The organism is Nostoc sp. LEGE 12454, from assembly GCF_056620565.1.
Genome location: NZ_JBWQXL010000023.1, coordinates 42,329 through 54,381, shown reverse-complemented (window position 1 = coordinate 54,381; position 12,053 = coordinate 42,329). Strand labels below are relative to the sequence as shown.

The following is a 12,053-nucleotide window of genomic DNA, read 5'->3' as shown; positions in this document are numbered from 1 at the left end:
TTTGTTATTGGTCATTAGTCATCAACAAATGACAAATGACAAATGACAAATGATTCTTGACTAAATGTAGTACATGATATCCAATTGCCGCCGCGAATCTCGTTTTTCACAAAGATCCTGGAGCGTATATTTTTGGAAGACGGAATTTGCCGCGCGACTTGCTTCTTGCCAAATTTCTTCTATAACTGAACTGTCTATGCTTTTGGAATTAACGTTTTCTTCACCAGCCCGCGCCTCTAGGCCTTCTAAACATTCCAAAATCTCAAAAAGGATGATTTTTCGGGGTTCTCGCGTTAACAGATAGCCACCTTTTGACCCCCGCTGACTTTTAACTATACCGCCACGCCTCAAGGTTGCTAGTAGCTGTTCCAGATAGCGATCGGGTATGTTTTGTTGTGCTGCAATTTGTCGAATTTGCAGCGGTTCGCCACTTTCGTAATGAGCGGCCATCTCTAACAAGGCGAGAATTGCGTATTCCGATTTACAGGATAGTTCCACAAGCAGCAATAAGTTAGGGGTAAAAATTAGAAGTTAGAAGTTAGGAGTCATTAAATTTGGATTTGAAACTTTCCTACGGAACGCTACGCGTAGCTTGCTTCCCCGGAGGGGTACGGCGTGAGCGCTCAGTTGAACGCTTTTTCCTTCAATCTCAAATCAAAAATTCAAAATCTCAAATTGGTAGGTTAAAATCCTACGCAATATGTAGTTTTATACCGCCAACTTCTACTAAAAAAGCTCACTCAGAAAAAGCTGCTCGCGGCGTAAGTTACTTGCAGAGTGGGCATTACTCTGGTTTCTTCATATCAAACCCGCCATAACTCATAACTTCTAACTCCTAACTTTTCTATTATACTCCGGCTAACTACTGGGGTTTATCCATTATTATTACCGAAAACAAAAAACCCCACCTAATGGCGGGGAGAAATAAAATTCAAATTTTTCAGCAAATAATCAACACTCTAGAAGGTGAAAGTAGTTCTGAGCGTACCGATAATAGCATCATCGTTATCGCTATTTTGACCGGGAGAGGTCAACCAGATTACACCAGGGGTTACAGAGATGTTATCCGACACACGATACTTGTAGAAGCCTTCAAAGTGGTAGGGTATATCATTGTTGCCACCAAAACCTGGGCGGTTAAAGGAATAGGGTTCTGCACCAGCAAAAACACCTAAAACGTTACCTTTCTTACCGAAATCAGGTAAGGCTACCCCTAAACCGTAGCTCCAAGCTTGATAATCATCATCTGCACCTGCACCTGTAACATCGTGGTAAGAGACGAATCCACTAACGGACAGTTTGTCGCTAGGTCTAAACGCAGCCGACACACCGTAGGAGTTGCTGTTAGATCGGGTTACACCTGCTGCATTACCTAAAAAGTTAGCTTGTCCAGTACCTACATCAAAAGCTCCAGTTGCTCCGTCTGTACCAGAGTCAAATAAAGCACCACTGGCACTATATCCGTGGACGTACGTAGCAGCTAAAGCCAAGCGATCGCCAACACTAAAGTTCAACTGCCCTAAAGCAGCATAATCACCGTTGGTCAAACCTTGACTAAGACCAGGATTATTAGCTTGTGATGCTAAGTAACCCGCAGTGATTGAGCTATTTCCCAAGATGCCGCCACCTTTGCCAAGGGGTACATTGAGTGCTATACCAGCACCGCCACCAATCCGATAGATGGGACTTTCAGAAGCAAAGGTAGATAAAGCGCCGTTACCACCGTCGTCAGTGTTGTCAAAAAAGTAAGGATTGTTGACAGCAGCATACTGACTATGCCGTCCGCCACTAGCTGCGAGGTAAACTTGAGCTGGTCCGATGGGAGCTTCATAAGTCAAGCGGTCAATTCTGACACTGTTATTACCATTGCCTATACCAACTTGATATGTTTGTGTGCCTTCAGCAGTACCGATCGGATTATTAACGTCATCCCTTATTGAAAAGGCTTGTGCATTACCTGCTGCCAGACGTGTATGCAAAACATCTCTACCAGTGAAGCTGGTTTGCAAGTCTAAACGTACCCGATCTTGGAAGACAGTATTGTTAGCGTCACCAGTGTTACCTCCAAATACATCACTAACGGCGAAAACGGCTTCACCGACTAGTTTTGTGGTAGTAGAGAACTGATTCGCTTCCAATTCAGCAGTCCGCGCTTCTAAAGAATCTACACGACCGCGTAGGGTTGCCAATTCTGCGGAAAATTCTTCTTGTAGCCGCTGCAAGGTAGCTAAATCTTGTTTTGTCACCAAGTCAGCTGTTGCTGTGGCAATCAATTCGTTAACCCGATCCAAACAGGCATTCAAACCTGCGGCAAATTCATAACGGGTCAAAGCACGATTACCGCGATATGTGGAATTCGGATAACCTGCAATACAACCATAGCGCTCAACCAAGGACTGCAATGCTTGGAATGCCCAGTCAGTAGGTTGTACATCGGAAAATTGAGAAACCGATGTTACTTGAGACTGAGAATTACCTTGGTTGCCTTCGTTGCTGTAGCGATTAACTTGATCTATGGTTGTTTGAGCCAATATTTCTGGCTGTTGGGCAACTTCAATTACACCTAGTTGTTTCGCTGGTGATACTTTAGTGGTTGTGCTTGGGGCCGCCATTGCTGTTGCCGAAACTAACAATGTTGCTCCCAAAACTGCTGGGCTAACCACTAAGGATTTCCATAATAGATTAGACATTTTTCCTTTACTCCTCACACCTTGTTTAGATAATTGGTTTCGTTACACCTAATTCTCGAAAATGCGACATCTCATTGAAACCTATGGATGAGGCATAATTGTCTCTACTACAATTCTAGTTTTTGCAAAGCTAATAAACGATTAACTTTGGGTTAAAAACTGATGTGATTAACTTATGCAAAAACATATCTTTATATCATAACATTATAAAACATCCGATCTAGATGGCAATATTGGAGCGATCGCCTTAATAACTGTCACACATACTTATCTAAATATCTAAGCAGGGAGTAGAGTTTGGGTCATTCGCTCTTTACGCAGGTGAAATTGCTGAAAGCTTTAGACACTTAGAAGTTTGTGAGCAAAAATCGCTTCTTCCACTTACCCCTAATATAAATCTCACGCCAGTTAGAACACATTGACTCGGCTATACAAACCGTATATCGCAGTGACTTCCTGTCGTCTGTTGCAAGATATTAGAAGAAATCACTTAGTTGATCTGGGAAATCACCCGTGCTACATCAAAGTCTGGCTGCGTCAATCCGCCTGCATCATGTGTTGTAAGTGTAATCTTCACTATATTGTAGGAAATCTCTATATTTGGATGATGTCCGGCTGACTCAGCCGGCTCAACCAGCTTATTAACAAACTTAATTGCTTCAATAAAATCTTTAAATGTACGGGTAATCTCCAACTTGGAGTCTTTAACAGTCCAATCTGACAAAACCTTTGCCTGTTTTTGAATTTCCGCTTCGGTGAGTAGTTGTGTCATATCAGTCAAGAAATTCCTACTTAATATGTTTGTTACAACATTTTGCATCTGACAAAGGCAAACCCCTTTTATTCTCCACACAGAAAATATAAGAGCATAAATTAAGCCACAATGCGTATGTCTAGATTTCAATCAGACTTAGTAGATAGACACGATTTCTCACATTTGCTCATACTTCAAGCTTTAATACAAGAGATTTATTCTTTTTAATAAAACTTAAATAGCTTGCCTTTATCGCGACAGCCATCGCTATCTATCTTTTAAAAGCAACCATTGATAAAACAAAAATCACCCCTAAAAAACTATCCGCCCTGATTTAGATCGGACGATCTAAGTCAGGGCGGTCTAGCGGGTCTTCAGGTTGCAACCAGACTGCCGGAAGGAACTCCGAGCTTGCCTAGCTAATTGAGCTAACTTAGTATCTCAGAGATAACTAAGGCTAACTTTTAGAGAACAGCCCCGGCGCGCAGCCGGCTAACTGCAACCTGATGACCCATGCATTTACTACTTTCTATCATGGGCATCACCTCCTTATTGCCTAAGCGGTCTTAGTTTTAAAAGGGCAGAGTATTTACTCTGGGTTCTTAACCTTCATCTAACATAACACATAAATTTAGAGATATTAACCAATATATAAAAAATCTCCCATCAAAAAGGTGGGAGATTACTTGAGATAATGAAAATTGACACTTTATTGGCTGATTACAAGGAGATTATTTTATCTGGGTGTGTCAATTTTCGCCAACCACAACCTTAATTCAGGTCATGGTCAAATTTGAATTCTTAGAGAGCGTTACCGCGAGGTAGAACTTCTTCAGGGAATACAAATTGTTCGTGGGGTTGATCTTGAGGAGCCATCCAAGCGCGGATACCCTCGTTCAGCAAAATGTTTTTGGTATAGAAGGTTTCAAACTCAGGGTCTTCCGCCGCCCGCAATTCTTGGGAGACGAAATCATAAGCCCGCAGGTTGAGTGCTAAACCGACGATGCCGACGGCACTCATCCACAAGCCTGTGACTGGCACGAACAACATAAAGAAGTGCAACCAGCGCTTGTTAGAGAAAGCAATCCCGAAAATCTGTGACCAGAAACGGTTTGCTGTCACCATTGAGTAGGTTTCTTCCGACTGGGTTGGATTGAAGGCGCGGAAGGTGTTAGCACCATCACCGTCTTCAAACAAGGTATTTTCGACTGTGGCACCGTGAATGGCGCACAATAAAGCACCACCCAATACACCCGCAACACCCATCATGTGGAAGGGGTTGAGTGTCCAGTTGTGGAACCCTTGCAGGAATAGCAGGAATCGGAAAATTGCTGCGACGCCAAAGCTGGGTGCAAAGAACCAGCTTGATTGTCCCAAGGGGTACATCAGAAATACGCTGACGAATACTGCAATGGGAGCGGAGAAGGCGAGGGCGTTGTAAGGACGAATACCTACTAGACGGGCAATTTCAAATTGGCGCAACATGAAGCCAATCAAACCGAAGGCTCCGTGTAGGGCAACGAATGGCCACAAACCACCCAGTTGGAACCAACGGGTGAGGTCGCCTTGGGCTTCTGGTCCCCACAACAGCAATAGGGAATGTCCCATGCTGTCGGCGGGGGTGGATACTGCCACTGTCAGGAAGTTACACCCTTCTAAGTAGGAGGAGGCTAATCCGTGGGTGTACCAAGAGGTTACGAAGGTGGTGCCGGTCAGCCAACCGCCTAGTGCTAGGAAGGCGCAGGGGAATAGTAATATCCCTGACCAACCTACGAATACGAAGCGATCGCGCTTGAGCCAGTCGTCTAGAACGTCAAACCACCCTCTACTGGGGGCGCGTCCAACTGCGATGGTCATTAAAGCAAATCTCCAAATGTTTATAAGTACAGGTTGTATCTGTATTATAGATGGCGATATAAAAGCCTTCCATAAGCAGAAAGTTAACCAGGTTGTTAACCAAGTTTACAATTTTTTACACACCTTTAATTATATTAGGTGTAAATTGCTAATTTTTCTAGGGGTTTTCTCATAAAATTTATTTTTTGATTCAGACGAGGTGATAAATGGGGAGTAGGGAATCAGGAGTAGAGAGGCAGAGGAACAGAGAGGCAGCACTTCGGCTACGCTCAGTGACCGAGGGCAGAGGAGCAGAGAGGCAGAGGAGCAATGGATGGAAGAAATAACTAATGCCCAATGCCCACTTGCCCTGAGCGGAGTCGTTCGCGTAGCGTCTGGCAGAGAAGCGATGCCCAATCCTCATTTCCCTAGAATCACTCAGCTGACGCTAAAATGAGTCCACAGTTAAATTTGATTATTGCTAAATGTTTACCATCGATTTAAGCATCAGAAACACTGCTTTCCCAATCTCAGTACAACGTAAGTCAGCAGAGGATGCTGAAGCTGTCTATCAGCTAATTTTGGCAGCAATCCGTTCTGGGAACCCTGACATTGTAGAACTCAAGTGCGAAGGCAAGACAGAGAAAAAAATTGCTGTCCGCGCTAGTGAAATTTCTGGGGTGCAGATTGTTCAGAAAGATGGTACAACCCCTGGTGGCGGCAGACCACCTGGCTTTTTCGCTGTAGCTGCTGAGTAACCAAGGTTGACAAATGGCTCAAGTGGGCATTGAGGTCAAGGATTTAAATTTCAGTTGGCCTAATGGAGAGAAAGTTATCAAATCTTGCTCTTTAGAAGTGCCCAAGGGTGAGTTTTGGATGCTCTTGGGTACAAATGGCAGCGGAAAATCTACTTTACTGAGACTGCTGGCGGGGTTATTAGCTCCTGAATCTGGCGAAATTCGGGTTTTGCAACCCGTTGGCTTTGTCTTCCAAAATCCAGATCATCAACTGGTTATGCCAACTGTTGGTGCTGATGTGGCTTTTGGATTGGTGGAAGAAAAGTTGCCACCTGCTGCTACCAGAGCCAGGGTTGAGGAGGCATTAGGGGCGGTGAATTTGCTTACATTGCAACGACGCCCTATTTATGCACTCTCTGGGGGACAAAAACAGCGAGTCGCGATCGCAGGTGCGATCGCCCGTCGCTGTGAAGTCTTATTATTAGATGAACCCACTGCCTTACTAGATCCAGATAGCCAATTGGATTTAGTTGCTGGTGTCCGCCGCCTTGTCAAAAGTCGAGGTATTACAGCCCTTTGGGTGACACATCGATTAGATGAGCTAAATTATTGTGACGGCGCTTTCTTGCTAGAAAAAGGCTCTTTGGTTGATAGTGGTGAAGCCGAACGTCTCAAACAACGTCTGATGGAGGTACACAGCGAAGCCTCTTAATTCAGTGCTGTTAGCGATAGCGGGGCGTTTAGCCCGTGCTGAGTGATGAGTTAATAAGTAAAATTCATTGTACTTAGCACTCCTGAATACTACTAAAAAAGAACTGTAACGCGCCTTTTAAACAAGGGCGCGTTTTAAGTTGGTGCGTCTATCTGAAGTTTGAGTTTTGTGAGGCTGCCGTATTTTTTATTCTGTGTAACATAGTGTTACAGACTATGCATCAATTATTATAAAACTTATGAATGAATTTTGTTAACTCTAGAAAATTGTGATTAAAAACCATGCCCCGTTCCTTACTCCAAGCCGTTTTGTTAGTGGACGGCTACAATATCATAGGCGCTTGGCCTTGCCTTAAAAAAACGCGTGATAGCGTTGGATTAGAGGCCGCACGGGGCGAACTTGTGGAAGCAATGACTGGTTATAGTGCGTTTCAAGGTTACACAACTCAGATAGTTTTTGATGCCCAATATCAAAACACCTCTAGTAATAAAGAAATTATTACTGAGCTTTTATCTGTTTATTACACTGATTTTGGGCAAACCGCAGATACTTATATTGAAAAATCCTGCGCTTCTTTTCGCCACCAAATAGCCCAATCTTTGATTTCTCGTGTGATTGTTGCTACATCAGATCGGGCACAGCAGTTGATGATACAAGGATATGGGGCTGAATGGTTGTCAGCACAACAACTTTGTGGGGAAGTGGAAGCCACTGTCTGCCGGATGCGACAAAAGTATCATACGCGCAAACAATCTAAGAGTCGGTTTTTAGCTAATGCCATTGATGCTAAAGCGCGGCAGCGTCTGGCTGAATTACGAATGGGATTGTAATAGATATTTAGTATCTAAGAGTCTCTGCTTAAGTTCCTGAATAGATTTTGGCTGAAAAATTTCTATAAATTAACTATCTAAAAAAAATATTGGCGAAAGTACTTGCCAAATACTATTTTTAGCCCTAAGATTATAAATCGTGAGTGGTCCTCAGTAGCTCAGTGGTAGAGCGATCGACTGTTAATCGATTGGTCGCTGGTTCGAATCCAGCCTGGGGAGTTTAAAAATTTTAGATTTTAGATTCTAGATTACCCATCAGAGACTTATGGTCGCTTGACTATGCTGTGACGTTTCTGAATGATGGGTCTTTTGGTGCTTGTCCTAAACAAGTGCTGGAGTTTCAGCAACATTTGCGATCGCATCAAGTGTCTGTTTTGCACTTTTAGCAGTATTGGCGTATTTGTCAAATAAATATTTTTATCAGATACCACGTTTAAGGGAAGAGACGCGATGAATCGCCGTCTCTACAAATCGGTCTTTCGTAGAGACGGTGATTGATCGCGTCTTTGCGATCTGCAAAGAGATTATGGGGCTAGTGCTATTCTTTTAGGTGATTGCACTTAAATTGCTGAAACTAGGATAACGCTTTACATGACTTCTGGAGCGCTGCCTGCCAATCCTTTTGTGGCTGCGGGGATGATTGAAGATCCCAGGCTGTTTGTCGGTCGTAAAGATGAATTACACGCGATCGCATCTCGGATGAAGGGCGATCAGCCTACAAGTATAAATATAGTTGGTGACAAGCACATTGGTAAATCTTCGTTGCTGCATTATTTCGTTCTGACTTGGCAGCAGCGAGTATTAAACAACAGTAGTTATGTGGTAATTTACCTACCGTTACGGGGTGTGGATTGCCAAACTGAAACGGGTTTCTATGAGGCTGTAGCTGAAGGTTTACTGAGTCATGTTCAGGGATGGCAACAACGCAGTCTGCAAAATTGTTGGAAGACTAAACCGCTTAATCGTCAAGCATTTTCAGATGCGGTTAAGGAATGGAAACAGCAAGGAAAGCTACCTGTTCTCTGTCTGGATGATTTTGAAAGCCTTTTGAAATATCCCGATAAATTTGATAATGGATTTTATGACAATTTGCGATCGCTGATGGATAGCAATGCCTTGATGCTAGTGGTGGCTTCCCGTAAACCACTGGATGTTTATGCTAACGAGCATCGGTTTGTCTCTAGTTTTTTCAATATTGGTCACACGATTTCTTTGAATGAACTAACTACAGATGAGGCTATTGAACTGTCGCGCTTACCAACTCTCTCTACAAATGGTGCAGCTTTGAGTGTAGATGAACAGAATCATGCCCAGCAATGGGGCGATCGTCATCCTTACAAGTTGCAATTGGCTGGTTACTATTTGTGGGAAGCACGTCAACAAGGCAAGGCAATCAAGTGGGCGAAACAGCAGTTTGAACAACAGCTTGCAAATCCTAAATCTAAAGCAAAAGGACAACGATGGCAATTATGGCTGCGTTGGTTAGTTTGGGATTTGCCAGTGCGTCTAGGGAAAATACCCAAATTCATCGGTGCAACGGTAGGTGATATAGGCAACTGGATTACTGGTTTAGTCATCCTGCTTTTACCAGTTTTGGTTTGGGTGGGTGTGCTGCACTGGAATGAAGTTTGGGATTTTGTGCGTGACAAGCTGGGGATAAAGTAGCAATGAGTAACAGGCCGCTAACATCAGGCTTTTGGAATTATGTGGCTGAATGCACGCGCCTCTTGTATTGGGCTTACTTCAAACCTTTTACCTTTGAACGTTGGCTGCGTGATATTCATCCAGAATTGAAGCCAACAAATAACCCTTTTGATGAACAGGCTGAGTTTCGTACTAACTTCCGTCTACGTCACTATGGTGGGCAAGTTTGGTGGCTAACTGCTGTAGTCCCAATGTTTGCTGTGTTGCTAGTAGCGCAAGTTTACACTCTGGTTAGTGGTGAATCATTTAACTGGTTATTAAGCTGTATTTTTTTAGTTGGCTGGTTTATAGGAAGGGTTATAGACCGTAGCGGTAATAAAAATAGGTTAGTTCTTGTCCTTGTTGCTGTCTTTAGCATTTTTCTTGCAATTCAATTTTTATCAGGTGTGGCGTTCGACGTGGTGCTAGGCTTGGCGTTCGGCGTGGCGCTAGGCGTGGCGGTAGGCGTGGCGGTAGGCGTGGCGGTAGGCATAGCGTTTGGTGTGGCGTTCGGTATGGAGGGAGGCGTAGAAGGAAACGTTGCGTTCTTCAGCGTGGGGGGAAACATTGCGTTCGGCGTGGGGGGAAACGTTGCGTTCGGCGTGGCGTTCGGTGTGGCGTTCGGACTGGAGGGAAACGTGGCGTTCGGCGTGGCGCTAGGCATGATGTTCGGTATGGCGTTCGGCATGGTGGTGTTCCGTGTGGCGGTAGGTGTCGAGGGAAGCGTGGCGTTCGGCGTGGCGTTCGGCGTGGTGTGGATTTTGGGTGTGTTGCGGGTTTACTTCTGGTTGCCAGAATTACTATGGATACTCACCCTGTTCTTGTTGTCTCCAAATGAAAAACGGGTAAATTGTTTGCGATATCTGCCCCCTCGCTTTGATGAATTGATTATTTTGCCTCTGCCTTTCATGGATGTGATGATTGTAGAAGCTTATGAAAAGAATCCAAATGTTGCTCTTGAGACTATTAATTATCTAATTACATCCACCAATCAGCAAAAAGTTGCAGCACAGGCAATTTCTAGTATTGCTATAGATATTCTCAATCGTTGTCAGAGGTTTAGCGATATTGTGGAGATTGCCAACCAACTAGCGTGGATTCCCTCACTAGCACCAAAGGAACTTGGCACTGTGCTGCCCCAATTTTTGGATATTAGCCAGAATGTACGGGCATCACAGGAAGCAACTTCACTTTATCGTCAATATGAGTTACTGAACGTTCCCATCACTGCATTACGCCAACTGGTGCAAAGTATAGCTTTGACAAAAGATGCTCGCGTTGCTGTTTCTTTTGGCAACACTGCACAAAGCTGGCTAACTATATTAGAAACGGCGCAGCGCACTTTAAACGAACAGGCACAGCAATCAAAAGAAATTCCGCAAGTTTATATTGCTGGTAATTCACTAGACCCTGAAACAGCGAAGAATCGTTTCAAAGGGCGAATTGATATATTTCGAGAAATTGAATCTTTAACACTTTCTGAGCAGATGCCAGTGTTGTTACTCTATGGAGGGCGGAGGACAGGGAAAACTTCAGCACTGAAATATCTACCTTACAGAATACAAGCAAATATTGTACCTTTGCTTGTAGACATACAAGGAGTAGCAGCAGCTACAACCTTAAAAGGATTGGCTGAAAATTTAGCTCAACAGATTATCGAAGCTGCACGGCGATTACCCCGTAAAGTATATTTGCCTAATCCAGATGCCAGTAAACTAGCTGAAGATCCATTTCCTGCACTGCAAACTTGGTTAGCAGAAATAGAACGCAACAACTTTGGTAAGAAATTTCTCCTCTGTTTAGATGAATATGAACGCCTAGGTGAGGTAGTGAAAGCAACAAGCAGCCGTGCGCCACTCAATTTTATCCGTAACCTGCTGCAACATCAACGCAAGTGGATTTTACTTTTTAGTGGTTCACACGAATTATCTGAACTTGATGATTACTGGAGTGACTATCTAATTAACACCCGTGCTTTGCGAATGGCCTACCTGCACGAGTCAGAAGCCCGCGATTTGATTCTACAGCCAATAGAGAACTTCCGCGATATCTATGAACCAACAGCTGTAGATGAAATTATCCAAGTTACTCGCTGTCAACCTTATCTCGTTCAGTTGGTATGTTATGAGGTGGTGGAGTTGCTAAACCGTGATATCAGAAGAAACAGGCGAGAAGCAGATAGAGCAAAAGCTACTGCACAGGATGTTAAAGAAGTTATACCTGTTGTGCTTGAGCGAGGCGATCAGTATTTTCGGGAATTATGGAGGAGTTTAGCAGATAGCGATCGCTCTCTCCTGCGCCGGATAATCCACGGGGAAACTCCCACACCGCAAGACAAAGGTGTTATTCGCAAACTAACGCGAAAAGAAATCTTGACTCCAGAAGGCAATGCTTTTCAAGTGCCTTTAGTACAAAAGTATATAGAACAGTTGCTAGAAGAAGAGTAATATAACAACCCTATAGTGGTTCTCGCTTGGGTGCAGTACATTTTTGACCTCTCTCCAAACCTCTCTCCTTTTAGGAGAGAGGCTTTGAATCTTACTCCCCTTCCCTTGAAGGGAAGGGGCTGGGGGTTAGGTCTGTATTCCATGCAATTGGGAACCGCTATATTCAAAATTTTCATCGTGATGTGGCAACCGACATCGCTACAGTCGTGACGGAAGTTGCTACAGCTTGCGCAAAACACGTAAACGTTAAAGCGGAAGTTGCTACAGCTTGAGCAAAACACGGAAACGTCAAAGCGGAAGTTGCTACAGCTTGAGCAAAACACGGAAACGTTAAAACAGAAGTTGCTACAGCTTGAGCAAAACA

The 12,053-nt window shown here is 43.9% G+C and carries 9 protein-coding genes and 1 tRNA gene; 6 read left to right on the top strand and 4 right to left on the bottom strand.

Annotation, left to right across the window (positions count from 1 at the left end; all coding sequences use genetic code 11):
- Window positions 1-60 precede the first annotated feature (60 nt).
- From AC1F2U_RS22130 to psbD, 4 genes are all read right to left on the bottom strand, one after another.
- On the bottom strand, window positions 61-498 hold the full coding sequence (locus AC1F2U_RS22130) for an RrF2 family transcriptional regulator (protein WP_448272120.1): 438 nt from the start codon (window positions 496-498) through the stop codon (window positions 61-63).
- 461 nt (window positions 499-959) lie between these two features.
- A complete protein-coding gene (locus AC1F2U_RS22125; protein WP_480263022.1) occupies window positions 960-2,690 on the bottom strand; it encodes an iron uptake porin in 1,731 nt (576 codons plus the stop codon).
- 490 nt (window positions 2,691-3,180) lie between these two features.
- On the bottom strand, window positions 3,181-3,462 hold the full coding sequence (locus AC1F2U_RS22120; protein ID WP_480263021.1) for a 4a-hydroxytetrahydrobiopterin dehydratase: 282 nt from the start codon (window positions 3,460-3,462) through the stop codon (window positions 3,181-3,183).
- A gap of 783 nt (window positions 3,463-4,245) precedes the next feature.
- On the bottom strand, window positions 4,246-5,301 hold the full coding sequence (psbD, locus tag AC1F2U_RS22115) for a photosystem II D2 protein (photosystem q(a) protein) (RefSeq protein ID WP_322694081.1): 1,056 nt from the start codon (window positions 5,299-5,301) through the stop codon (window positions 4,246-4,248).
- 464 nt (window positions 5,302-5,765) lie between these two features.
- On the opposite strand from psbD, the gene AC1F2U_RS22110 reads away from it, so the two are divergent.
- From AC1F2U_RS22110 to AC1F2U_RS22085, 6 genes are all read left to right on the top strand, one after another.
- The gene (locus tag AC1F2U_RS22110) at window positions 5,766-6,038 is read left to right on the top strand and encodes a UPF0367 protein family (protein ID WP_012410874.1); all 273 of its coding nucleotides are present in this window, start codon (window positions 5,766-5,768) and stop codon (window positions 6,036-6,038) included.
- 13 nt (window positions 6,039-6,051) lie between these two features.
- Window positions 6,052-6,729, top strand: coding sequence for an ABC transporter ATP-binding protein (locus tag AC1F2U_RS22105; RefSeq protein WP_094352150.1), 678 nt, complete (start codon window positions 6,052-6,054; stop codon window positions 6,727-6,729).
- Window positions 6,730-7,010: 281 nt separating this feature from the next.
- Window positions 7,011-7,559 carry an NYN domain-containing protein gene (locus tag AC1F2U_RS22100; protein ID WP_445629349.1) on the top strand — a complete coding sequence of 183 codons (549 nt, stop codon included), beginning with the start codon at window positions 7,011-7,013 and terminating at the stop codon, window positions 7,557-7,559.
- Between the two features lie 147 nt (window positions 7,560-7,706).
- Window positions 7,707-7,778 (top strand) — tRNA-Asn (locus AC1F2U_RS22095).
- 372 nt (window positions 7,779-8,150) lie between these two features.
- Complete coding sequence (locus AC1F2U_RS22090; protein WP_480263020.1) at window positions 8,151-9,224, top strand: AAA family ATPase; 1,074 nt, start codon at window positions 8,151-8,153, stop codon at window positions 9,222-9,224.
- Window positions 9,225-9,226: 2 nt separating this feature from the next.
- Window positions 9,227-11,689: an AAA family ATPase gene (locus AC1F2U_RS22085; protein ID WP_480263019.1), complete on the top strand. Its 2,463-nt coding sequence runs from the start codon at window positions 9,227-9,229 to the stop codon at window positions 11,687-11,689.
- Window positions 11,690-12,053: the final 364 nt, after the last annotated feature.

Bases quoted from the DNA above. Each gene is read 5' to 3' on its own strand.
- AC1F2U_RS22125 (WP_480263022.1), bottom strand. From the start codon at position 2,690: ATGTCTAATCTATTATGGAAATCCTTAGTGGTTAGCCCAGCAGTTTTG.
- AC1F2U_RS22120 (WP_480263021.1), bottom strand. From the start codon at position 3,462: ATGACACAACTACTCACCGAAGCGGAAATTCAAAAACAGGCAAAGGTT.
- psbD (WP_322694081.1), bottom strand. From the start codon at position 5,301: ATGACCATCGCAGTTGGACGCGCCCCCAGTAGAGGGTGGTTTGACGTT.
- AC1F2U_RS22110 (WP_012410874.1), top strand. From the start codon at position 5,766: ATGTTTACCATCGATTTAAGCATCAGAAACACTGCTTTCCCAATCTCA.
- AC1F2U_RS22105 (WP_094352150.1), top strand. From the start codon at position 6,052: ATGGCTCAAGTGGGCATTGAGGTCAAGGATTTAAATTTCAGTTGGCCT.
- AC1F2U_RS22100 (WP_445629349.1), top strand. From the start codon at position 7,011: ATGCCCCGTTCCTTACTCCAAGCCGTTTTGTTAGTGGACGGCTACAAT.
- AC1F2U_RS22090 (WP_480263020.1), top strand. From the start codon at position 8,151: ATGACTTCTGGAGCGCTGCCTGCCAATCCTTTTGTGGCTGCGGGGATG.
- AC1F2U_RS22085 (WP_480263019.1), top strand. From the start codon at position 9,227: ATGAGTAACAGGCCGCTAACATCAGGCTTTTGGAATTATGTGGCTGAA.